The sequence below is a fragment of the Paraburkholderia sp. BL21I4N1 genome (genome assembly GCF_002973525.1).
GTDB lineage: Bacteria > Pseudomonadota > Gammaproteobacteria > Burkholderiales > Burkholderiaceae > Paraburkholderia.
The window spans coordinates 665,339-689,287 of sequence record NZ_PVEN01000001.1; the positions used below are offsets into that span (position 1 = coordinate 665,339).

The 23,949-nt window shown below is 64.0% G+C and carries 19 protein-coding genes and 1 pseudogene; 8 read left to right on the forward strand and 12 right to left on the reverse strand.

Annotated features, from left to right (window positions below; all coding sequences use genetic code 11):
- Window positions 1–9: 9 nt before the first annotated feature.
- Genes B0G83_RS02820 through B0G83_RS02840 form a run of 5 tightly spaced genes read left to right on the forward strand, consistent with a single transcriptional unit; the run spans window position 10 to window position 6,785 of the window.
- Window positions 10–1,329, forward strand: a complete 1,320-nt coding sequence (locus B0G83_RS02820) for a glycosyltransferase (protein ID WP_105505887.1) — start codon at window positions 10–12, stop codon at window positions 1,327–1,329.
- On the forward strand, window positions 1,326–2,981 hold the full coding sequence (locus B0G83_RS02825; protein ID WP_374954881.1) for a DHA2 family efflux MFS transporter permease subunit: 1,656 nt from the start codon (window positions 1,326–1,328) through the stop codon (window positions 2,979–2,981). The genes B0G83_RS02820 and B0G83_RS02825 overlap by 4 nt, the downstream gene beginning before the upstream one ends.
- A 10-nt stretch (window positions 2,982–2,991) precedes the next feature.
- Window positions 2,992–3,978, forward strand: coding sequence for a glycosyltransferase family 2 protein (locus B0G83_RS02830; protein WP_105505888.1), 987 nt, complete (start codon window positions 2,992–2,994; stop codon window positions 3,976–3,978).
- Between the two features lie 20 nt (window positions 3,979–3,998).
- Entirely contained in the window at window positions 3,999–5,546 is a 1,548-nt protein-coding gene (locus B0G83_RS02835) for an efflux transporter outer membrane subunit (protein ID WP_105506559.1), read from the forward strand.
- A complete protein-coding gene (locus tag B0G83_RS02840; RefSeq protein ID WP_105505889.1) occupies window positions 5,547–6,785 on the forward strand; it encodes an HlyD family efflux transporter periplasmic adaptor subunit in 1,239 nt (412 codons plus the stop codon).
- Here B0G83_RS02840 and B0G83_RS02845 read toward each other — a convergent pair.
- From B0G83_RS02845 to B0G83_RS02875, 7 genes are all read right to left on the reverse strand, one after another.
- On the reverse strand, window positions 6,782–7,732 hold the full coding sequence (locus B0G83_RS02845) for a hypothetical protein (protein WP_105505890.1): 951 nt from the start codon (window positions 7,730–7,732) through the stop codon (window positions 6,782–6,784). The two genes, B0G83_RS02840 and B0G83_RS02845, sit on opposite strands and share 4 nt — an antisense overlap.
- The gene (locus B0G83_RS02850; RefSeq protein WP_105505891.1) at window positions 7,726–8,520 is read right to left on the reverse strand and encodes a MetQ/NlpA family lipoprotein; all 795 of its coding nucleotides are present in this window, start codon (window positions 8,518–8,520) and stop codon (window positions 7,726–7,728) included. Before B0G83_RS02850 ends, B0G83_RS02845 begins: the two co-directional genes overlap by 7 nt.
- Window positions 8,517–9,599 carry a formylglycine-generating enzyme family protein gene (locus B0G83_RS02855; RefSeq protein ID WP_105505892.1) on the reverse strand — a complete coding sequence of 361 codons (1,083 nt, stop codon included), beginning with the start codon at window positions 9,597–9,599 and terminating at the stop codon, window positions 8,517–8,519. Before B0G83_RS02855 ends, B0G83_RS02850 begins: the two co-directional genes overlap by 4 nt.
- A gap of 14 nt (window positions 9,600–9,613) precedes the next feature.
- Window positions 9,614–11,560, reverse strand: coding sequence for an arylsulfatase (locus B0G83_RS02860; RefSeq protein ID WP_181156672.1), 1,947 nt, complete (start codon window positions 11,558–11,560; stop codon window positions 9,614–9,616).
- 160 nt (window positions 11,561–11,720) lie between these two features.
- Window positions 11,721–12,269, reverse strand: coding sequence for a hypothetical protein (locus B0G83_RS02865; protein WP_105505893.1), 549 nt, complete (start codon window positions 12,267–12,269; stop codon window positions 11,721–11,723).
- Between the two features lie 4 nt (window positions 12,270–12,273).
- Entirely contained in the window at window positions 12,274–12,921 is a 648-nt protein-coding gene (locus B0G83_RS02870) for a response regulator transcription factor (protein WP_105505894.1), read from the reverse strand.
- A 7-nt stretch (window positions 12,922–12,928) separates the two neighbouring features.
- On the reverse strand, window positions 12,929–14,335 hold the full coding sequence (locus B0G83_RS02875; RefSeq protein WP_105505895.1) for a cache domain-containing protein: 1,407 nt from the start codon (window positions 14,333–14,335) through the stop codon (window positions 12,929–12,931).
- 281 nt (window positions 14,336–14,616) lie between these two features.
- On the opposite strand from B0G83_RS02875, the gene B0G83_RS02880 reads away from it, so the two are divergent.
- Window positions 14,617–14,814: a DUF3311 domain-containing protein gene (locus B0G83_RS02880; protein ID WP_035559097.1), complete on the forward strand. Its 198-nt coding sequence runs from the start codon at window positions 14,617–14,619 to the stop codon at window positions 14,812–14,814.
- Window positions 14,811–16,292: a monocarboxylate uptake permease MctP gene (gene mctP / locus B0G83_RS02885; RefSeq protein WP_105505896.1), complete on the forward strand. Its 1,482-nt coding sequence runs from the start codon at window positions 14,811–14,813 to the stop codon at window positions 16,290–16,292. Before B0G83_RS02880 ends, mctP begins: the two co-directional genes overlap by 4 nt.
- Before the next feature lie 59 nt (window positions 16,293–16,351).
- Here mctP and B0G83_RS02890 read toward each other — a convergent pair whose 3' ends face one another.
- From B0G83_RS02890 to B0G83_RS02910, 5 genes and pseudogenes are all read right to left on the reverse strand, one after another.
- Complete coding sequence (locus B0G83_RS02890) at window positions 16,352–17,035, reverse strand: Fe2+-dependent dioxygenase (RefSeq protein ID WP_105505897.1); 684 nt, start codon at window positions 17,033–17,035, stop codon at window positions 16,352–16,354.
- Complete coding sequence (locus B0G83_RS02895) at window positions 17,032–17,835, reverse strand: tetratricopeptide repeat protein (protein WP_105505898.1); 804 nt, start codon at window positions 17,833–17,835, stop codon at window positions 17,032–17,034. Before B0G83_RS02895 ends, B0G83_RS02890 begins: the two co-directional genes overlap by 4 nt.
- 11 nt (window positions 17,836–17,846) lie before the next feature.
- A pseudogene (locus B0G83_RS02900) lies at window positions 17,847–20,096 on the reverse strand (TonB-dependent receptor).
- A gap of 346 nt (window positions 20,097–20,442) precedes the next feature.
- On the reverse strand, window positions 20,443–21,675 hold the full coding sequence (locus B0G83_RS02905) for an FAD-binding oxidoreductase (protein ID WP_105506561.1): 1,233 nt from the start codon (window positions 21,673–21,675) through the stop codon (window positions 20,443–20,445).
- A 5-nt stretch (window positions 21,676–21,680) separates the two neighbouring features.
- Window positions 21,681–22,592 carry a LysR family transcriptional regulator gene (locus B0G83_RS02910; RefSeq protein ID WP_105505899.1) on the reverse strand — a complete coding sequence of 304 codons (912 nt, stop codon included), beginning with the start codon at window positions 22,590–22,592 and terminating at the stop codon, window positions 21,681–21,683.
- Between the two features lie 324 nt (window positions 22,593–22,916).
- On the opposite strand from B0G83_RS02910, the gene B0G83_RS02915 reads away from it, so the two are divergent.
- Window positions 22,917–23,861, forward strand: coding sequence for an aromatic alcohol reductase (locus tag B0G83_RS02915; RefSeq protein WP_105505900.1), 945 nt, complete (start codon window positions 22,917–22,919; stop codon window positions 23,859–23,861).
- The last annotated feature ends 88 nt before the right edge of the window (window positions 23,862–23,949 follow it).

Genomic DNA, 23,949 nt, shown 5'->3' on the forward strand with positions numbered 1-23,949 from the left:
GTTGCCGGTATGACCAGAGTCATCATTACCGCGATCGGCTCGGCGGGCGACGTTCATCCGCTGCTCGGCATTGGCGCGGCTCTCGCGGCGCGCGGGCATGAGATCGTTTTCTGCAGTCATCCGCCCTTCGAGGCGGTGGCGCGTCGGCAAGGTTTCGCGTTCCGACCGATCGGTAGCGAGGATGAATACGCGGCGGCCATGGCGAACCCGGCGCTATGGAATCCGCGCACCTCGTTTCGCACGTTGTGGGCGGTGATTGCACCGACGTTGCTGCCGCACTTCCAGACCCTCGTTTCCTTGACCGACGACGATACGATTCTCGTTGGCACGCTGTGGGCGTTTTCCGCGCGGCTGATGCAGGAGTTGTATCGCGTGCCGCTGGTGTCGGTGCAGGTGTCGCCGTCCACGTTGCTGTCCGCGCATGCGCCGCCGACCCATCCGCGTCTGACGATTCCGCGCGGCTTGCCACTCGTCGTCAAGTCGGCGTTGCTGCGCGTGATCGAGCGGCAGGTGCTCGATAAGGTCTGTGGACCGGCGTTGAATACGTTGCGCGCACAACTGAGGCTGGCACCGGCCACCCGTATTTTCGGCCAGTGGCTTCATTCGACCGATGGCGTGCTGTGCCTCTTTCCCGAGTGGTTCGCGCGACCGCAGCCGGACTGGCCCACGCCGCATCGGCTGAGTGGGTTTCCGCTCTTCAACGATATGGGAGAACCCCCGCCCGATCCGCAACTCGACGCATTTCTCGAGGCGGGGGAGCGGCCCGTGGTGTTCACCGCCGGCTCGACGCTGATCGACCACGCGCGCCATGAGGAGGTCGTACGTGGCGTACTGCGTGAAAGCGGGCTGCGCGGCCTGCTGCTGACGCCGCGGGCGCCGGAGCCGTGCGCCGGCTCGTCTGTGTCAGGCGTGCTGCTGAAGCGGCGCTACGTGCCGATGCGGACGCTTCTGCCGCGCTGCCGGGCGTTGGTGCATCACGGTGGCATCGGCACGGCGGCGTTGGCGTATGCCGCGGGGATCGCGCAGGTCGTCACGCCGTTCGCGCACGATCAGTTCGATAACGCGCAGCGGGTGGTGGCGAGCGGTTGCGGTGTGCGGCTCGACGGACCGTTGCACGCGCAAGCGCTTGCGCGCGCGCTGAAGCAGGTGCTCGGCGATCCGTCGATCGCGACGCAATGTGGGCGCATGCAGGACCAGCTGGCCGCGTCGCCGGACGGCTGTGGCGCTGCCGCGCGCTTTATCGAAGGGTTCATGCGCGGCAGTGCGCGCCTGCCGGATCGCGAGCGTGTGCCCCGTTTCGCCATGGCGGCGACCGGACACGGTGTATGAGCACGGCCACGCCACGGCCGGAAGGCGCAGGTTGGCCTGACGCGCAGCGCGAGCGCGAGCGCGAGCCGGACGGCATGCATACGAGTGGCGACAACCTGGGCAGCGTGGGCAGCCCGTCAGGCACACCGCACGTACGCGGCATGCGGCTCGCGTTGCTGACCTTCGCCTTGTCGCTGGCGACCTTTATCGAAGTGCTGGATTCGACCGTGACCAACGTGGCGGTGCCCGCCATCTCCGGCGGTCTGGGCGTATCCAACAGCCAGGGCACGTGGGTGATCAGTTCTTACTCGGTGGCCGCCGCGATTGCGGTGCCGTTGACCGGTTGGCTGTCGCGCCGACTCGGCGAAACGCGGCTGTTTCTCGCCGCCGTGATTCTTTTCACGCTGACGTCGCTGCTCTGCGGTGTGGCCGGCGACTTTCACCTGCTGGTGGTGTGCCGCGCGTTGCAAGGGCTGTTTTCGGGGCCGATGGTGCCGCTGTCGCAAACCATTCTGTTGCGCACCTTTCCTCCCGACAAGCGGATCGTGGCGCTCGCCCTGTGGGCGATGACGGTGCTGCTCGCGCCGATTTTCGGTCCGGTGGTCGGCGGCTGGATTATCGATAACTTCTCATGGCCGTGGATCTTCCTGATCAATCTGCCGATCGGCATCTTCTCGTTCGCGGTGTGCATGACGCTACTACGCGGCGACGCGCGTAGCGCCGGCGCCGCCCGCGCCGCGCCGATCGATCTGCCGGGTATCGTGCTGCTGATCGTCGGCGTCGGGTCGCTACAAGTGGTGCTCGACCTCGGCCACGACCGTGGCTGGTTCGATTCTCCGTTGATCCTGACGCTGGCGATCGTCGCCGCGCTGACGATCGTCTCGCTGCTGATCTGGGAAGCGGGCGAACGGCACCCGGTGATCGATCTGAGCCTGTTTCGCGACCGCACGTTTTCGTTCTGCGTGTTGATCATCTCGCTCGGCATGATGAGCTTCTCCGTGGTCGGCGTGATCTTTCCGCTGTGGTTGCAGGCGGTGATGGGCTACACCGCGTATCAGGCCGGGTTGGCCACGGCGCCACTCGGCGTGCTGGCCTTAGTGTTCTCGATTCTGGTCGGCATCTACGCCGCGCGTTTCGATGCCCGCATGCTTGCCACGTTCGGTTTTCTCGTGTTCGCGGCCGTGTTGTGGTGGGACGCGCATTTCACGCTGACCATGAGCTTCACGCAAATCATCACACCGGGTCTGATCCAGGGCATCGGGTTGCCGTGTTTCTTCATTCCACTCACGGCCGCGACGCTTTCGCGGGTGTCCGACGACAAACTCGCCGCCGCCTCCAGCCTGTCGAACTTTTTGCGGACGTTGTCGGCGGCGTTCGGCACCGCGATGAGCGTCACGCTATGGGACAACCGCGCGCTGTATCACTACGACGTCGTCGCGCAGTCCGTGACGAAAGCGTCGGGCAATACGCAGCGTTTCGTGCAGAGCCTGCACGGCATGGGTATCGACGGTGCGCGCGAACTCACCACCTTGCATCACGTGGTGCAGCAACAGGCCTACATGATGGCCACCGGCGATATGTTCCAGATGGCGAGCGTCACGTGTCTCGTGCTCGCCGCGATGATGTGGCTCACGCGTCCGAAGCGGGGCGCGGCCATGACCATGGGACACTAAGGAGATCGCGATGACGACGCTGGGCGCACTGATCGTGCTGTTTCATCCGAGCGACGAGCAACTCGCACGTGCGGCGGCCATGCGCCACCTGTGCGACCGTTTGCTCGTGGTCGACAACTCGCCGCAGCCCGACGCGCGCGCGGCGTCACTGTTGAAAGCGGCGGGCGTCGCGCTGTTGCATCACGGCAACCGGCAAGGCATTGCGGGTGCTTTCAATGGCGGCCTGCACGCACTGTTCGAGCAGGGCGTCGATGCGGTCGCGTTGTTCGACCAGGATTCGGAGACCCCTGCTGACTATTTCACCGTGATGCGGGAACGTTGCGCCTCGCTTGCCGGCAACGCGTATTTGCTGGGGCCGCGCATCTTCGATGAAAACGACCAGCGCTTTCTGCCCGAACTCGCCACTAGCGGGCTCGCGGTCGAGCGGCTGTCGGTGCGCGCCGACGCCGCGTTGCAGCGCTGCGCGTTTCTGATCTCATCGGGCTGTGTGATATCGAGCGAGGCGTTCGCGCGCCTGGGCCGTTTCGACGAGACGTTGTTCATCGATCACGTCGATACCGAATATTGTCTGCGCGCGCTGTTGCGCAACGTGCCTTTGTACGTCGTGCCGCAGCTGGTGCTGTCGCATCGGATCGGCGCGCGGCGCCGCCACAAACTGGGTGCGTTCGAAATGACGACGATGAATCACCCCGGCTTTCGCCGCTACTACAGCGCGCGCAATGCCATGCAACTCGCGCTGCAATATGGACTACGTTTGCCCGTTGCCGTTGTGCCGAATCTGCTGACGCTGTGGCAGATCGTGCAGATCGTGCTGGCCGAGCAGGACAAGCTGGCGAAGCTCAATGCAATCGCGCTGGGCTTATGGGACGGTCTGTTCTGCCACATGGGACCGCTCGAACAAACGCGTCCACGTCTTGCAGCCAAGGCGGCGCGAGCGCGCACCGCGATGGCGCCGGCCGGCGGCGACGGCGCGTTGCATCAGCCGCGTCATTCCTGATGTGCCGCGAGACGCACGACATGAGCCAACGCTTATCAAGCCGTCTCTTCACGCGAACGACGCTGCTGCTGCTTCTTGCCGCGACGCTCAACGGCTGCGTGAGCGATGCCGGTCTGCACACGAACGTCGAGCCGCTCAAGCCTTCCACCGATGCGCTTGCGCGAACCGTTGGCCCAGGCGCGAACGGCGCATGGCCCGCACCCGATTGGGTCAAGCGCTACAACGATCCGCAACTGAACGAACTCGCCGCCGAAGCGTTGCAAAACAATCCCGATCTGCAGATCGCCAAGGCGCGAGTCGGCGCCGCGCAGGCTCAACTGGAGCAGTTCGCCTCGCTGACGGGCTTGACCGGCACGGCGGTCGCGTCGGTCAGCAAGAGCCGTCTGCCACAGCCGGATAACGTGGCCGACGTGTCGGTCGGTGGCCAGCAGATTCCGGTGCAGTTGTTCAACGATTCGACGGTGTCGCCGTCCGCGGTGATCGCCGGTTTGAGCTACCAGCTCGATCTGTGGGGTAAAAACGCCGCGCTGACACGCAGCCTGCTGTCCACGCGCGACGCCGCTCGCGTCGACGCCGAACAGGCGCGCCTCACACTGACAGTCGCTCTCGTGACGCTCTACTGCGAACTCGACCGAGCATTCGCGATGCAGGAAATCCTGTTGCAGAAACAACAGGCAGCGGACCACGTCGACGCCGTGCTGCGCGAGCGGGGCGCGCGCGGCATCGACAATGCGTACGACGCGGCCGACGCTTCGCTCAAGCGCAGCCGCCTCGCGTCGCAGCAGGCGCTCAACGACGAGCGGATCCAGTTGACCGAGTTGCAGATCGGCGTGTTGACGGGGCGCGGTCCGGAGCGCGGCTTGTCGTTGCGTCGCCCGCGACTTGCCGCGACTGCCGACAGTCCGTTGCCTGCGCAACTGCCGGTCGATCTGCTCGGCCGCCGCCCCGACATCGTGGCGGCGCGGTTGCGGGCCGAAGCGGCGCTCGCAAATACCGACGCGACACGCGCGCAGTTTTATCCCGACGTGAATCTGGTGGCGTTTGCCGGGCTAACCGCATTGACGCCGGCCGCGCTGTTCTCGCGTGCCGCGCTGACCGGTTCGGTGGGGCCGGCCATTTCGCTGCCGATCTTCGACAGAACGCGCTTGCGCGCGCAACTAGGCGGCGACTACGCCAATGTCGACGCGGCCGTTGGCCTTTACAACAAAACGATCGACCAGGCGCTTGGCGAAGTCGCCCAGCAGCTTACCTCGCTGCGCACGGCCGACACGCTCGCGCTGGAGCAGACGCGCGCGGTGGATGCGGCCTCGCGCATCGTCGCGATTGCCGAGGAGCGGCACCGGCGCGGTATCGGTATGCAGAAGGACGTGACGCTCGCGGATCTGTCGCTACTCGACGAACGCGCGCAGCAGGTCGATCTGCAAGGGCGTCGTCGCTTGCTGCAAGTGGCGCTGGTCGGCGCGCTCGGCGGCGGGTTCGACGAACGCAACGTGGCTGGCGCGCCGATCGCACATTCGCAGCCGGCCTTTTTCTCCCACGCACGCATCATGGACACGCACTTCGATTGAATGCACAACGATAAACAGGCACAGCATGCCGCCGGCTGGACGCAGGAACAGTCCAACGCGGCCAGCATGGCGGACCCGGCGGAGACGCTGCACGAGCGCAAAAGTGCGGTACGACGACGCCGCTTCGCCATTTTCTTCGGCGTGGTGGCGCTCGCCGGGGCGGCGTGGCTCACGTACTGGGGATTGAGCGCGCGCTTCTACGAGGAGACCGACGACGCCTACGTGGCCGGCAACATCGTGCAGATCGCAGCACAAATACCGGGCACCGTCACCGATATTCTGGTGGACAACACACGCCAGGTGCGCGCCGGTCAGCCGCTCGTCAAGCTCGACGATACCGAAGCGGCCGCCGCGTTCGCGCAGGCTCGTGCGCAATTGACGCTGGCCGTGCGCCAGGTGGCGAACGCGACGATTTCGCGCAAGCTGTACGTGCAATCCATCGACGCGCGCCGCGCCGAACTCGCATTGGCGCAACGCGCACTAGCGGCGCGCGACCATGCGTCGGTGGAAGTCGTGTCGCCGGAAGAACTGGCGCGCGCCAGGGAGACGGTGGCGGTTGCCCAAGCGAACCTTGCGTCCGCGCAGGTTCAGCTCGACGCCGCGCGTGCGCTGGGCGGCAAATTTTCGATCGAATCGAGTCCGACGGTATTACAAGCTGCGGCGCAATTGCGGCTCGCGTACCGCAATGTTCAGCGCACGACCGTGGTGTCGCCGGTGGACGGCACAGTCGGCCAGCGTTCGGTGCAGATCGGACAGCAGGTCGGGCCGGGGCTCGCGTTGATGTCGATCATTCCGCTCGAACGCTTGTGGGTCGAGGCCAACTTCAAGGAAGGGCAAATTCGTAGCATGCGGGTGGGGCAGCCGGTGCGTATCGTATCGGACGTGTATGGCTCGCAAGTGGTGTATCGCGGCCATGTGGAAGGTTTTTCGGCGGGTACGGGTAGCGCCTTTTCAATGTTGCCGTCGCAGAACGCGGCCGGCAACTGGATCAAGGTCGTGCAGCGCGTGCCGATTGTGATTTCGCTGGATGCGGCGGAATTGGCCGCACATCCGTTGCGGTTGGGTTTGTCGATGCAGGTGTCGGTGGATACGCACCAGCGCGGCGGTCATCTGATCGGCAACGACACACCAGCGGCGACCCAGACGACTCGTGTGCACGATAACGTTTCGCGCGATGCCGACGCGTTGATCGCGCGAATCATCAAGGAGAACAGCGACCGCGGTGGCACAGCCGATTAGTTAGCGTCCGCGCTGGATAAGTAGGCTTCGACGCTCGCCGCGAAGGCCCTGTCTTCACTCCGGCTTGCTAGCGGCGTGGCGAGCAGCGTTCTGGCGCGCTGAAACGCGTTGGCGAAGCCACGCAGTTCCTGCGTGACCGGACGGTCGTCGAGCCGGCGGCGCAACAACGCTTGCGCAATGCGGCGCTCGATCAACGCAAGTTGACTGTCGATATAGTCGAGGCACCGCTCCCGGCAGCGCACCGACGCGCCCGCTACGGCCAGCAGCGCCGGCACGATCGAAATTGTCAGAAAGCCGCCTGCGGGAATGCGAGCCAACGCGGCGGGCGATTCGAACAGGTCCTTACGTAGCGATTCGAATACGGCGCGACCCCACATCGCCTTCTCCTGTTCGAGCGCGCTGCGGCGGCGCGCCAACGCGTGCCGCGCGGTCGCGTCTTCGATGCGCCCGTCGGCAACCAGCAGCGTCGCGTCGGCGTGCGGTCCTTCCTGAATGCAATCGTTGCCAAGATACAGCGCGCTTTGATTGCGCCCGGCCAGCACCAGATGCTGCAACTTGTCCGGCACGAGTGGATCGAGTGGGACGACTTCGCATGTGACGGGTTTCCCCTTCAGGTGGATGCCGCAGCGTCCGTCGTCTTCGAGCGCGGGGCAGCGTGCGAGAGAGGGGTAGTCGTAGCCCTGCGTGACGATGCTGAAGGTGTCACCGCGACCATGCAGCAACGTATCCGCGAGCGAGGCAAACGCGGCGGCATCTGTTTCGTCGAGCACGCTTTCATAGCGACCCGCACGCAGCCGTTCGCCGGTCCGCTTGCTCGGTACGCGGCCAATCGCCAGACAGCCGACGAACAGATCGCGATGCCGGAACAACTCCGGCAATGTCATTGCCGGTGGGCTGTTGCAGCATTTGCCACACGCCGAGCACGCGAACGAGAAGGTATTTACCACGGCCGGCGCACTGAGTCCTGATAGCGCGTCAGGATGAAATGCGCGACGTCGTTCGAGTGATACGCGGCGATCAGTTGCGAAACCCACGGCTGCGCGCGGTCGGCGTCGCGTACGGTCAGCACGTTTGCGTACGGCGAGCGCGCGTCTTCGATACCGAGACCGTCGCGCGCCGGATAGAGACCCGCGCGCGCTGCGTCGTCGCTATCGATCACCGCGAAGGCCACGCTATTCAAGGTGTCGAACAGATGCGCGCGCGGCACACGGCGAATCTTCAGATTCAGCCGGTTGCTGGTGACGTCGCTGAGCTTTGCATGCAGGCCGGCGCTGTCCCTGAAGGTCAGCAGCGTGAAATTCTGCAACAGGATCAGTGCGCGCGAGGTGCCGTCGGCGTCGTCGGGAATCGCGATCGTCGCGCCGCGTTGCAACTGGCCGAGGTTCGTCAGCGTGCGCGAGTACAGCGCGATGGGAAACGTCACGGTCGTCGTGACTCGGGTGAGCGGATAGTCGTGCTGTTTGCGCTGCGCGTCGAGACTCGGACCGTCTTCGAAACTTGCCGCGTCGATCTGGCTCGCGGCGAGCGCCGCGTCGATGCGCTCGGGTCGATCGAACACCACGACTTCGAGCGTGAGTCCCTGGCGGGCTGCAACACGGCGTACTTCGTCCATGATTTGTGCCTGTGCGCCGGGAATCACGCCGATCCTGACGACCTGCGGTTCCGCAGCTTCCGCGTGTTGGAGCAGGCATGTCGCGCCCAGCAGCAGCGCCATGGCAAATTGAAGGGGCTTCATGACGCGTCCCTCGACACCGTGCGAAAGCCGATATGCGAGGCCGGCAAATCCGCTTCCTGCTGTTCGCGCGACGCCGCGCGATAACGCACGCAATAGTCGCGCGAGCACAGGAACGAACCGCCTTTGATCACCATCGGCGTGTCGTGCTTGCGGCCGTGCGGCGCAACCGCGGCGGTATCGCCATTGGTGTGCGATTGGTGCGGACCCGTGTAGACGTCGCGGGTCCATTCCCATGCGTTGCCGATCATGTCGTAGAGCCTGAAATCGTTAGCGGCATAGCAGCCGACTGGAGCAAGACCCACGTGGCCGTCTTCATTCGTGTTCAACACGGGAAACACGCCTTGCCAATAGTTCGCACTCGGCTTGCCGTATTCGTCGCGCGGCGCGGTGTCGAGATCCGCGCCTTCGTGGCCCGCTTTGCCTGCGAATTCCCATTCGTCTTCGCTCGGCAGGTCGCGGCCGAGCCAGCGTGCGTAGGCGAACGCGTCGGCTTGCGTGACCATCGTCACCGGTTGATTCATGCGACCGTCGAGCGTGCTGTCAGGCCCGCTCGGATGATTCCACGCCGCGCCCTTCACCCACGTCCACCACGCCAGATCGCGCGCGTTCATCTCGTCGCGCGTCGGCGTATGAAACACCACGGCGCCGCCCTGGCGTTCGGAATCGCTGACATAGCCCGTTGCTTTGACGAAGGCCGCGAATTGCGCATTCGTCACGTCGGTCTGATCGATCCAGAAACCGGCGACGTGTGTCTTGCCGTCGCCGGCCGGACGCTCGTCTTCATAGCCGAGTTTGCTGCCGAACACGAAGTCGCCGCCACGCAGGTGCACCATGCCGGCTCGCGGATCGTCGCGCCAGCGGGCGGGCAATCCGCCGTAGCGCTCGCACTGCGATTCGGAGCCGAGCGGGACCAGCGGGCGCGAGCGATTGAGGTCGTCGAACGCGCCCGCCTTAGCGCCGCCAAATGCCGCCGAAGCGGCGATGGCAGCGGTAAAAGCGGCGGCGAACGCCGCCACGGCGATTGCGGCGTAAGCGCCGTAAAGCGCGGTGGCGCGCTTCACCCTGAAACGTACTGTCATGGCGCGCTCGCGACTCAATAGTAGCCGCGCGGCCGCAACGGCTCGACACCGCCGACGCTGCTCATATAGCTGTTCCATTGCTGAATGAGACCGTCGATCACCGAAGGATTCTGCGTCGACACGTCCTGCGTTTCGCCGCGGTCGGCACTCATGTCATACAGTTGCCAGTGACCGTCCAGGGGACCGAGCGGGGGCTCTGTCCACAGTGCTTTCCAGCGGCCGTCGGCGCTGCGCAGATAGCCGCGACCGTACGCTTCGTCGCCGAACGACGCACTGTGTACCGCCGCCGTGCTCTGATCGTTCAGCAACGGCAGCAGCGACTGCCCGGTGATCGGATACACATAGCGATTGTTGTAGACCACCTTGCCTTTGTTCTGATCGACGCCGGTGAGCGTGTTGATCAGCGGCGGCGCGGCATGCGTGGGCGGTGAAATCTGTGCGACGGCGAGAAACGTGGCGGTGTTGTCGGTCACGTGTGTGAAATCGCGGAGCGTCGGCTTCTGCGTGGTCTGGCCGGGCAGATGCGCAATCAACGGCGTGGACACGCCGCCTTCACCCGAATAGCCCTTGGTCAACCGGAACGGGGTCGCGCTTACTTCGGCCCAGCGCAAACCGTATTGCAGCCGTTGCGCGTTCTGCTTGCCGTTGTCGGTGCCGAGTTGCGAATAGATTGGGTCGGCGGCATTGGCGGTGTCGGTGGCGGTCGGGTCGGCGCCGGAATCGATCGGCCAGCCTTCGGCGCCATTGTCCGACTGGAACAGGATGAAGGTGTTGTCGTACTCGCCAATGTCCTTCAAATGCTGGATCAGCAGGCCGATGTTGTGATCGAGATTCTCGACCATGCCCGCGTAGATTTCCATGTAGCGGGCCTGCGCTTTCTTCTCGGCCGGCGAGAGGCTCGCCCACGTTTTGTTCACCGTGCCCGGACCGTAGTCGGTATAGCCTTGCACCGCGCTATGCACCGCGCTCACGTACTTCGCGTTGACCGTGCCGTTGTTCGGCGTGGCCGCGCTCGCGACAAGCGTTTCCGATGCGCCGCCGTACGGCACGAAGTCGTTCGGAATGATGCCGAGCGCTTTTTGCCGCGCGATGCGCGCGTTGCGAATCACGTCGTAGCCCGCGTCGTATTGGCCGACGTAGTTGTGCAGATAGGGATCGGGCACCTGCAGCGGCCAATGCGGCGACGTATAAGCCGCGTAGGCGAAGAACGGTTTGCCGTCGCCCTTGTTCGAATCGATGTACGAGATCAGGCGTTGCGTGTAGAAGTCGGTCGAGTAGAACACGGCGGGGCTGCCGCCCGCACCGCCCGGTTGTCCGGGTTGGCCGGGCTGCACGTATTGGCCGTCTTCGGTGTAGTTCTGCGAATTCGCCACTTCATGTGCGAAGTGATTGGTCGCGGCGCCGCCAAGCAGCGCATAGCTGTGCTCGAAACCCCATTGATCCGGCGTCTGCCCGCCACCCGTCGCGCTGCCGACAATCCCGGAGCCGATGTGCCACTTGCCGGCCATATACGTGTGATAGCCGCCGTCCTTCAGCAGTTGCGCGACCGACAACGCGCGGTCGTTCAGATAACCCTCGTAGCCGGGCAGCCCTTTGCGTTCATCGGTCGGCACGCCCATGGTGCCTTCGCCGACCAGATGGTGATCGGTGCCGGAGATCAGCATGGAGCGCGTGATCGCGCAGACCGTGCCGGTGTGATGATTGGTCAGAATGCGACCCGATTGCACCAGCGCGTCGAGGTTCGGCGTATTGATTTCGCCGCCGAATGCGTGGATGTCGGAATAGCCGAGATCGTCGGCCATGATGTACAGAATGTTCGGGCGCTTCTGCGCGACAACGGGGGGCGTTGCGCCGCCGGGCACGTTGCTGTCGCCGCAGGAAGCAAGGACGATGAGGCTGGCGACGGCTGCGCCGATGATGCCGAGACGCAGGGCAGGGGGTTGCGATCGATGTGTTGTCATTGTTGTGGTGACCGGGTGTGTGTCGGGTCGCCGATGTTAGCAATGACGTCAGGACGGCCAAAGATCGATTTCTGCGTTGCTATGTCCGATTGCCGATAAAGGTGTTGCAGCGAAATAGTGGGTATGGCGCGTGCGGTGTTTTCGCGTGCGGAGACTTTTGTTAGTTACCGGGATCGAGCAGCGGTTTGTCCGGATCCGCGAGCGTTTTGTACGGCAGTCGCGCGGCATTCGGATTGTTGGTCGTGTCGTCGATTACGCGCTCCACGTCTGCAGTTTTGCCGAGTTCGGTGAGAAAGGCCTGCTTGTCGAAGCCGGGTGCCACGCAGCCTTGCACATAGATGAAACGGCGCTGCAGCGTGAGCCACAAGGTCGACTGTTCGCGCCAGTGAGTCGCGTAGTTGATGTTCGCGAGGCGCCGCTGCACGGCATCGGCAATTTCCGCGTCGTAGAGATAGCCGTTCGATAAACGGCAACGTCCTTCCACCCAGCAACTATTGCCGCGCTCGATCCGGTAATGGCTGTCGTCGAGCCATTCCTGCTCGGTTTCGAGCGGACCTAGCGGCGCGGGGCAATGATCGATTGCGCTGGAAATCTGCAAGAACGGGTCGTGACCGCGATTGACGCGGAGCGGTTCCGCTTGGGCGTGAAGGGTCGCGGCAAACAACATCAGACTGGCGAGCCGCACGGCGATCCGACGTTTTGTCCTCATACGTTCACCTCTTCGTGCGTCGATTTTCGACGGCGAACTTGATCAGCTCCGCCTGGCCTTCGATATCGAGCTTGCGCTTCAGATTCAGCCGATGCGTCTCCACCGTTCGCACCGACAGGTCGTTGCGCTGCGCGATCTGTTTGCTCGACAGGCCTTCCGCGAGCGCGTCGAGAATGTCGCGCTCGCGCGGCGTGAGTCGTTCAACCGGCGACTGGTTTGCCGACGCCTGAATCAAACGCGCACCGAGCCCCGCGCTGAAAAACTGCTTGCCGTCGAGCACCACGCCGATCGCCTGAATGATCTCCGTGGCCGGCGAATCCTTGAGCACGTAGCCGCTGGCGCCCGCGCGCACGGCTTGCGTCACGTATTCGAGGTTGTCGTGCATGGACAGCATCAGCACCCGGATCGCCGGAAAGCGTTCATGAAACATGCCGGCCAGCGCGATGCCGTTCATCCCGTTCATGCCGACGTCCATCAGCACGAGATGAGGCGTCATGTCGGCGGCGAGCGCGAGGGCTTCCTGCGCATTGCCGGCTTCGCCGACCACTTCGAAATTGCCGCCAGCTTCGAGGCGGGCGCGCAAACCGTCGCGCACCAGCGGGTGATCGTCGACCAGCAGCAAGCGGGCGATAGCGGATGAGGAGTCGTTCATGACGTGATTAACTTTCCTGCGAGTCGGGCGCGTGGACCGGCGTGTCGAGCGGCACGCGCGCGGTCACCAGCGTATGGCCGGTTTGCGAGTTGAGCGACAGCTTGCCACCCAACGCTTCCAGCCGTTCGCGCATATTACGCAAACCCACGCCCGAGCGTCGGCCGACGAATGCGTGCGCGGTGTCGAAACCGCGGCCATTGTCGGCGATCGTCAGCGTGACGGCGTCGTGTGAAACCTCCAGCGTGAGCGCCGCTCTCGATGCTTGCGCGTGGCGCACGATATTCGTCAGCGCTTCCTGGGCGATGCGGAACAGCACGGTGTTGACCGCGTCCGGCAACACCGCGGCGTGGGTGTGCATGATCTGCGTGAAGCCGATCTCGATCGCCGACTGCTCGCCGAGTTCGCGCGTGAGTTGCTCCAACGCGGCGGCTACGCCGAGGTCGTCGAGCATCGACGGACGCAGCGCATGCGAAATGCGCCGCACTTCGCGCAACGTATCGCCGAGCCGCGTCAAGCTGGTGGTGAGCGCGGCCTCCGCGGCGGGCACCCGCACCTCGCTGCGCTCGAAACGCGCCAGCGCGGATTCGAGCAGCAGCTTCACGGACACCATCATCTGACTAATGCCGTCGTGCAATTCACGCGACAGACGCGCCCGTTCGTTTTCCTGCGACTCGACCACCTGCTGCGCGAGCCGCTTCAGTTTCGCGTCGGCGCTGCGGTATTCGGTGACGTTGAGCACGAGCGCGCACAGCGCAATCACCGCGAGTCCGGCCATCGCGATCGCGTCGATCCATTGCATCGTACGATCGATATTCGCCGCCGCGCGCGCGTCGATGTCCGCGAGCGCCGCATCCACGTCGTCGAGGTAGATGCCGGTGCCTATCATCCAGCCCCAGCGTTCGAGCGGCACCACGTAGCCGAGTTTCGATGCGAGCTTGCCGGTCGACGGCCGATGCCACACGTAACGCACATAGCCGCCGCCTCGCGCGGACGCCGCGAGCAGTTGCTGGATGGTCAGAATGCCCTGCGGATCGCGCAATTCCCACAGATCGCGCCCGACCAGATCGGGTTCGCGCGGATGCATCAACGAACGGCCGTGCGTGTCGTAGACGAAGAAGTAGCCGTCCTTGCCGTAGTCCATTTTTCGCAGCACGTCGAGCGCCCGGGTGCGCAGCAGCGCGTCGTCGCGGGCATTCTCCTGGCCGGCGTTATATAGCGGCGCGATCGCCGTGGAGGCGAGCTCGACGTAGTGCTTGAGTTCGAGTTGCTTGCTGGCCAGGTAGGCGGCCTGGGTGGTCGCGTGCTGCGACTCGGCGAGCGCCATGGCTTCCTGGCGCACGCCGATTTCGATGCTGGCGATAGCGGCCAGAAAGGGCACGATGGCTAGCAGGACAAGCTTCGCTTTGAGTTTCATCGGTGAAAAGGCCGCGACGCATTGCGCAAGGCAGGCTACGTAGTATTACGTAGTCGGCGTACGTAGTCGCGCGCTTGTGAGGACGCTGACGAAGGCGAATACTACATCCCCGCGGCAAGTGGTGGCTCGCGGGCCCCGCGCCGGACGGCGGACATGTGTCTGGCGGCTGGCCGCGCCGGCCGCAAACTTCGGGTTTGCCGCCTGATATCAGCTAACCGGTTTCCGCGTGCCGGGCCACAAGTCGTGGCGCGCGGTTTCAATAATAGACTTAGGAGACGTGTGTGGAGACCTCCCCAACCGCCGGCCGTTCATGGCTCTGGCTCATTCTGCTGATCCCGTACATCGCGTTGTTGTGGCTGCCGTTCTATAACGACACGCGTCCGTCGTTCGCGGGCTTTCCGTTCTTCTACTGGTATCAGTTCTTGTGGGTGCCGTTGACCTCGCTCCTGATTTACGTCGTGTACCGAGGTGTCAAATGAGCGATGTGAACCCCGTGAATCCGGTCGCGATGACCGTCTTTATCGCCTTCTTCGTGCTGGTCACCGTGATCGGCTTTTTTGCGGCGCGCTGGAAGCGTGGCGACCTGACCCAATTGCATGAGTGGGGTCTCGGTGGCCGCCAGTTCGGCACGGTGATTTCGTGGTTCCTCGTGGGCGGCGACTTCTATACCGCTTACACGGTGATCGCGGTGCCCGCGCTGGTTTACTCGGTGGGCGCGTATGGCTTCTTTGCGTTGCCGTACACCATCATCGTTTATCCGTTCGTATTCGCCGTCATGCCGAAGCTGTGGAAAATCGCGCATGCGAAAAACCACATCACGGCGGCGGATTACGTGCAGGGCGAATACGGCGGCAAGTGGTTTCCCGCCGCGATTGCCATTACCGGTATCGTCGCGACCATGCCGTATATCGCGCTGCAACTGGTCGGCATGCAGGTCGTGATCAAGGGGCTCGGCGTGACCGGCGAAATGCCGTTGATCGTCGCCTTCGTGATTCTCGCGCTGTACACCTATGCAAGCGGCCTGCGGGCGCCGGCCATGATCGCGTTCGTCAAGGACATCATGATCTATATCGTCGTGATCGCGGCGGTGTGGCTGATTCCGGCGAAGCTCGGCGGCTACGCGCACGTGTTCGACGCGGCCGATACCTACTTCAAGGCCAAGGGCGGCGCGACCGGCATCATTCTGAAGCCGACGCAGTTCACGGCTTACGCTTCACTCGCCTTGGGCTCGGCATTGGCGGCGTTCATGTATCCGCATACGATGACGGCGGTGTTGTCGTCCGCATCGGCGAAGACGGTGCGCAAGAATGCGATTTTCCTGCCGGCGTACACGCTGTTGCTCGGTTTGATTGCGCTGCTCGGCTATATGGCGATCGCGGCCGGTGTGCATGTGAAGTCGGCGTCGGACATGGTGCCGGCGTTGTTCAACGCGATTTTCCCCTCGTGGTTCGTGGGCTTTGCGGCGGCGGCGATCGCGATCAGCGCGCTGGTGCCGGCGGCGATCATGTCGATCGGCGCGGCCAATCTGTTCACGCGCAATTTGTGGCGTCCGCTGGTGTCGCCGAATATTTCGGCTGAAGGCGAGGCGTCCACGGCGAAGATCGTGTCGCTGGTCGTGAAGTTCGGCGCGCTGCTGTTTATCGTGTTCCTGCCGACGCAGTACGCGATCGATCTGCAATTGCTAGGCGGCGTGTGGATTCTGCAGATTTTCCCCGCTATCGTGTTCTCGCTGTACACGCGCCGGTTGAATACACCGGGTTTGTTCCTCGGCTGGCTGGTGGGCATTGTGATCGGCACGAGCCTTGCCATCATTCAAGGGCTCAAGCCGGTGTACGCGCTGCACCTGGGCGATGCGGTCTATCCGGTGTATATCGGTCTGATCGCGCTGGCGGCGAATATCGTCGTGAGCTTCGTGGTGTCGATCGTGTCGCCGCGTAGGGTGGCGGCGGCTGTCTGATTGGTTTCTGCATGGCAAAACGCCGCGAACCTTTATTGGGTCCGCGGCGTTTTTTTTGCTCAAGCATCCGCCCAGCGCCGCAACAGATTGTGATAAACGCCGGTCAGGCTAATTACCGTCGCGTCGTCCGCTCCTTTCTCGGCCGTGAGGCGCTGCACGTCGTTGTCGAGTTGGAACAGCAGCGCGCGCTCGCCGTCGTCGCGTACCATGCTTTGAATCCAGAAGAACGACGCGACCCGCACGCCGCGCGTAACCGCGCTGACGTGGTGCAGGCTCGAAGCGGGGTAGAGCACCATGTCGCCGGCCGGCAGTTTGGCGCGATGCACGCCATACGTGTCTTCAATGCAGAGGTCGCCGCCGTCGTACGACTCCGGTTCGGCGAGAAAAAGTGTCGCCGACAGATCGCTGCGAATCCGGAAGTCGGTGCCGCGCAATTGGCGGATCGCGTTGTCCACGTGCGTGCCGAAACCGTCGCCGCCGGCGTAGCGGTTGAAGAGTGGCGGAAATACCTTGAGCGGCAACGCGGCGGAAAAGAAGCGAGCATGGCGACCGAGCGCGTCCTGAATCGCATCGCCCACCGCGCGTGCGGCGGGTGAGCCTTCCGCTAGCTGCTGGTTGCGTTTGACCTGTGCAGACTGCGTACCGGAAGTCGCGTTACCGTCGATCCATTGCGCCGCGTCGAGAACGTCGCGACATTGCGCGACCTGCTCCTTGCTGAGTACGCCGGGAAGATGCAGCATCATGCGCGCGACTCCCGTGTCGGGTTCAGCGTGGCGCCGAACGTGGTGGCAAGGCTGCCCGCGTGGCTCACCGTATTGAAGTCGTCTGCCAGGGCCTGAAACGCCTTGACCGGCGAAGCGGCCAGCCACGTCCGCATCTTCGCGACGAACGAAGCGGTAGCCGTTTGCGGCACCTGCCGCAGCCAGTGCACCGCGGCTTCGCTCTCGCCGCGCGCGGCCAGTAGCCGCGCGTAATTGAACTGACCGCGAAAATCACCGCCTTCCGCCGCGCGGCGATAGTAGTCAAACGCGATGCTTGCGTCCGCATCGACTTCCCAGCCGTCCTCGTAAAAGCTGCCGACGAAGTTGAGCGACTTCGCATGGCCGAGTTCGGCGGCACGCTGAAACCACCGCAACGCTTGCGCCCGATCGGCTTCGACGCCGTTGCCGAGCGCCAACGCCGAGGCATAGTTGTACATGCCCCAATCGAGTCCGGACCGCGCCGCGAGCCGATACCAATACACGGCAACCGGCGCGCAGGCGGTGGTGCCCCAGCCGTGCGCGTAGCAGCGCCCGAGCATGTTCATCGCCATTGGATGATCGCGGCGCGCCGCATGGGCGAACCACGTGAACGCTGCGCCGGCATCGCGCGTCACGCCGTGTCCGTCGAGCAGATACTGACCGTACACGGCCTGCGCCTCGACGATGCCGTTCTGCGCCGCCGCCGCGACCCACGCGGCGGCCTGGGCGGGCGGCCCGGCGAGAATCGCGGCGAACTCGTCATGCGACACGCTCGCCAGCGCCTTCAATGTCACCTGTTCCATCGCGCCGCTGCTTAGTAATGCGCGTTGAGCGTCAGGAAGGCCGAACGCCCGGCGGCGATCGACGCGTAATGCGCCGGATACGCCTGGTCGTAATACGTCCGGTTGAAGATGTTCTGCACGTTCAGTTGCAGATCGACCTTCTTGTTGATCCGGTACGTCGCCACGCCATCGAAGCGCCAGTAAGACGGCACCGCGCGCAGGTTCGCCGTGTCGCCGTAAACCTGCGACATATAGAACGCGCCGCCGCCGATCGTGAACTTCGGCAGTACGTCGTAGCTGGTCCACAAACTGATGCTGTTCTTCGGCGTATTCGGGAATTGATGGCCGTTGTCCGACGTGGTCTTGCCGTTGTCGCGCAACTCGCTCTTCATGTACGTGTAGCCGCCGAACACCTGCCACCTGTTCGTCAATTGGCCGGCCAGGCCGAATTCGAAACCTTGTACGCGCTTGTTGCCCACCATCGCGTAGGCGTTGTTCGGCAGCGTGACGCGCGCATTGGTCGTGTCGATCTGGAACAGCGCGCCGGTCAGCGAGAGCTTGTTGTTCAGCACGTTCCACTTGGTGCCGAGTTCGATGCTGCGGTTCTTTTCCGGTGCGAGATCGGCGGCGTTTGCGCCCACGCCGCCGCGGCCCGGCGTCAACGATTGCGTTTCACTGCCCTGGCCGAGCAGGGCACCCGCCGGCGTCGAGGAGGTCGCGATCGACGCATAGATGCTGCCGTTCGAGGCCGGTTTGAAGACGAGGCCGAACTGGTAGTTGAACAGCGTGTCGTCGCGTGAGACGCGATTGCCGCCATTGGCCATCGTGTTGCGCAGATCGGTCGAGTAATCGTCGACGCGCAGGCCGACGTTCGCCTGCCAGCGCTTCGACAACTCGATCGTGTCGAACGCATACACCGATTTGGTGACGGTGCGCTGTTCGCTCGGGTCGTTGGTCTGACGCACCGAACCGGCCCACGGGTCGTTCGGATTCGGCGACCACAGGCTCGTGCAGTTATAGCCCGAGGCCGCGCCGATACCCTTGGTTTTGCAGATCGCGCCGGTCGCCGCGGCCACCGTGTATGAGTCGTTCACACTGGTTTCGCGCGACACTTCAAGCCCGGTGGTGAAACTGTGCTTGAGAAAACCGGTCTTGAACTCGCCGAACAATTCGGTTTGGTTCGCGAGGCTGTAGACGTCGCTGGCCCGCGTGTTCGCACGGCGCCAGACCATGCCGTTCACCACGTTGCCCTGGCTGTCGTCGGGCTGGGTCCAGATGTAGTCCTGAGTTGCCTTCGTGTAGCGCGTGGTGTTGCGGATCGTCAGATTGCCGTTGATGTCGTGCTCGACGCGCACCGTGCCGATGTCCGAGGTCGTCTTGCGGAAATCGCGGTCGATCAGGCCGTAGAAGTTGTGACGGTCCACATTGGCCGGATAGATCGTGCCGACGTTGGCCGGCCTGTTGGTGGTCGTATAGAAATACGGAATGCCGCTGTCCGGCAGATCGTCGGTGGTGAGGTGGTAGTAACTCGCGGTGATGCGGGTCGGCGTGCCGAGCCCGTAGGTGAACGACGGCGCGATGCCCCAGCGCTCGTTATTGACGGCGTCGCGGCCGGGCACGTCGTTGTTGTGGCTCATCACGTTCAGGCGGAAGGCCGCATGATCGGCCATTTGCCAGTTGCCGTCGGCGGTGAAGCGGCGGTAGCGGTCGGTGCCGAGGCCCGCGCTGCCGTCGGCGGAATTGCCCAGATGCGGCGCCTTGCTGATCAGGTTGATACTGCCGCCCGCGCCGCCACGGCCGCCGTAGGCGCCGTCCGAACCCTTGGTGACTTCGACGCTCTCGATGTCGAACACCTCGTGGGTGGTCGCGCCGACGTCGCGCATGCCGTCGATGAACGTGCTGCCCTAGGCGTCGTAGCCGCGAATGAACGGCCGGTCGCCGAGCGGATTGCCACCTTCGCCGGCGCCGAACGTGATGCCCGGCACGGTGCGCAGCGCTTCAGTCAGCGTCGCGGCGCCGGTGCTCCTGATCAGTTCCTGCGGAATCACGGTCACCGACTTCGGCGTGTCGACGAGCGGCGCGGTGAATTTGTCCGACGCCGAGCGATCGGTCTTGAAGCCGTGGTCCGCCTGACCCTGCACGGTGATCGGCGCAAGTTGACCTTCCTTGTCGGGTGGCGCTGTGCCGGCGGTGCCCTGTGCCAGAGCAGGGCCAGCGGCCAGCATGCCGCAGAGTGTCGTGCTGAGTTTCCCGAGCTTCGGTTCGTCGGACCGCAACTTCATTTTCTTCCCCGTCGAGTGCTGGCGACCAGGGTGGCTGTTCCATCAACCTTACCCGGTCATTCCATGTTTATTACAAAGTGTTTGCGGCACGCATTCTATGCAATGCGGTTGTAATTGAGAAGCGTTCTCAACGAAAAACGTGCGGGGAGGCGGGGAAGTGGGGACTTGGTGCAGGCGTACTTATTCGAAGATGGCGGAATTTGAGCGAGGAAGAGCGGGATTCGATGCGCTCGATGAGGCGCATGGCGACGTCTGGTCGTCTAAATGTCTGGTGTGATTTTTTGCCGCCCGCCTCGCGTTTCAACGTGGCCGAGGCGCTACCACGTGGCCACTTCTAGGCGGGAATCTAGAACCGCTCGGCCCTGAACGGTCGCGGATCGACCGCCGTCTCCTCGCCCGTCATCATTTCGGCAATCAGGCGACCCGTGATCGGGCCAAGCGTCAACCCGTGATGTGCGTGACCCAACGCGAGCCACAAGTCCCGATGATTTCTCGCGGGCCCGATGATCGGCATCATGTCGGGGGTGCAGGGACGGCGTCCCATCCACGGTTCGTCGTCCAGACGCTCGCCGAGCGGGAACAGTTTGCGTGCAACCGGTTCGACCGCGGCGAGTTGCGCCGGCGTTTTGGGCGCATCGCACAAGGCGATTTCCGCGCCGGTGGTCAGGCGGATGCCGCGCGCCATCGGCGCGAGCACGTAGCCGGTTTCGGCGTCCAGCACCGGATGGTTCAAACGGGCCGCGCCTTGCGGCGCGTAGTGCATGTGATATCCGCGTTTGACGGCGAGCGGCAAGCGATAACCCAGTCGCGTGGTCAGTCGATCCGACCACGGTCCCAACGCGACGACCGCCGATCGCGCGGCGATCGTTCCATCCTGCGTATCGACTTCCCAAGCTTCGCGAAGCGTGTCCGCATCGCCGATAAAAAAGCGGCCGCCCAGCGCTTCGAAATACTTCGCGTAGGCGGTGACGAGCGCATGCGGATCGCTCACCGAATCGGACTGCGGATAGCGCACCGCGCCGAGCAAGGTCTCGTCGAGATCGGGTTCCATCTGCTGCAGACGAACGGCGTCGAGCGCGTCGAACTCGACACCGTACTCCGCTTTCCAGCGTTCGGCGACGTGGATTTCCTTGTCGTGAGCCGCCGCGCTGCGAAACACCTTCATCCAGCCGGTCGGGCGCAAGAGCGCACTTGCGCCGGCCGCGTCGGCCAGCGCGCGGTGCTCGCTCACACTGCGCTCGATCAGCGTCGAATACGACTTCGCGATCGCCGCGTGCGTGGCGGGGTGGGAATTGCGCCAGTATTGCCATAGGAATGGCGCCATTTTGAACAGGGCGGCGGCATGGTAACGAACATCCGGTGACTGGTTGCGCGCATAGCGAAGCCAGGTCTCCAGGTCGCGCGGAAACGCATACGGATAGACACCTTCGCGCTGGATCAAGCCGGCGTTGCCGAACGACGTCTCATTGCCCGGCAGCTTGCGGTCGACCAGGGCGACCTGGCGGCCGCGCTTCTGCAGATGCACGGCGGCGCACACGCCGACGATACCCGCGCCGAGTACCACGGTGTCGAATGGAATACGGTTCATTGGCCCTGCCTGAAGTCACTGTGTGCGAATAATTCCACGATCCACTCCACGAACGCCCGCGTCGCGCCGCTCGCATTGCGGCCATCCGGATAGACGATGGAGACGGGCACCGGTGAGCTTCTCGCGTCGGCCAGCACTTCCTTCAGACGGCCCGATTGAAGATACGGCAACGCGACGAACTCCGACAGCTGGATCAACCCCAATCCTTCGAGACCGCATTGCAGATAGGCTTCGGTTTCGTTGACGGCGAAGCGGCTCGGCATGCTCAGCGTGAGCGGCTCCCCCCGCACGTGGAAGCGCCAGTCGAGCGGTCGGCCGGTCGCGTTCGAGATGTAGTTGACCGCCCGGTGATCGGCCAGCGCCGCCACGGTATCGGGTTCGCCGTGTGCCTTCAGATAGCGCGGCGACGCGCAGGTGATCCAGTTCAACTGGCCGATGCGACGGCCGGTCAGCGTCGAATCCGCCAGCGCGCCGGTGCGGATCACGCAGTCGATGCCGTCGTAGATCAGGTCCGCGGGGCGGTCGCTCAGACCGAGCACGAGTTCGATACCGGGAAAACGCTGCTCGAAATCCTTGAGCCGCGGCAACACCAGGCCGCGGCCGATCACGCCCGGCATGTCCGCCCGCACGCGTCCGCGCGGGGCTGCGGTGTCGGTCGACAGTTCGTTTTCCGCGCGTACGATTTCCGCGAGGATTGCGCGGCATGACGCGTAATAGCGCTCACCCGCGTCGGTCAGACTGAGCGTTCGGGTGCTACGGCGAAGTAGTGCGGCGCCTAGTTCGCGCTCCAATTGCTTGATGATGGTCGTGACCGACGAACGGGGCAGCGCGAGCGTTTCGGCGGCCTTGCTGAAGCTTTGAGCCTCGACAATGCGCACAAACGTTGTCATCGCTTGAAGTTTGTCCATGAGCCGGATACCTGTGCGGTTCGTGTCGCGCCGTCCATGGGCGCGTTGAAGCGGGAATCATCTTACAGCGATACCCCCGCGCGTTGCGTTTGACCGGCGTTACGTCCGTACGCGCTCGAACCGGGCGTTCGGGACTCACGCGTTGTCAATTCCGTCGCGGCGAACAATGCCGATGCCCCGCGCCCCTAGACTCCAGATCGTCAGGCTGACTCCTGCCTGAGACCCCGTGAAATACCGCGCGGGTAGCGGCGGATCACGATCGCACCCGCACGGTTTTCAAACCTCGCTTGTCCACTTTATCGCCAGTCGGAAAAGGTCACTACCATGTCGCATTCTCAATCCATTCTCGTTCTCGGCGCCGGTGAGCTCGGCATGGCCGTCTTGCGCAGTCTCGCGCGCCGCGCCGCTGTGAAACCGGGCGTGTCGGTCGCCGCGCTGCTGCGTCCGTCGGCGCTCGATTCGAACGATCCGGCCAGGCGGAAAGACGTCGCCGAACTGCGCGCGCTGGCTGTCGAACTTGTGCCGGGCGACCTCAACGCGTTGTCCGAGGCGTCGCTTGCCGATTTGTTCCGACGCTTTGATACCGTGATTTCGTGCACCGGGTTTGTCGGCGGTCGAGGTGTACAGCTCAAGCTCGCGCGTGCCGCGCTCGACGCCGGTATCCAACGGTATTTTCCGTGGCAGTTCGGCGTCGACTATGACGTGATCGGCCGGGGCAGCGCGCAGGATCTGTTCGACGAACAACTCGACGTACGCGATCTGTTGCGCGCGCAACAGAATACCGAATGGGTGATCGTGTCGACGGGCATGTTCACGAGTTTCCTCTTTGTGCCGTCTTTCGGCGTGGTGGACCTCGAACGCAACACGGTTCATGCGCTCGGCAGCTGGGACAACGCGGTGACCGTCACCACCGCAGACGACATCGGCATGCTGACCGCCGAGATCGTTTTCACCGAACCGCGCATCAGGGACGAAATCGTCTACGTGGCAGGCGACACCGTCACCTACGGCCAACTCGCGGACGCTATCGACGCCCTGCGCGGCGTGAAATCCCAGCGCGTGGCATGGAGCGTTCCGCAATTGAAGCGCGAACTCGCGACCGAGCCGGACGACTCGCTGCGCAAATACCGCGTGGTGTTCGCCGAAGGGGCGGGCGTGTCGTGGCAAAAGGCGCGCACCTTCAACGCGCAAAAGCAGATCGCCGTCTGCTCGATGGCGCAATGGATGCGCGCCAACCTGCGCTTCGACGCGAGCGTTCCGCTCCAGTAAAGTTGCGTGGTCATCCGCCGGCGCGGCCCGTTCGAGCGGGCTTCACGGCCGCGCCGCGTCCTGCGAAATACGTCTCTTGCGAGCCTGC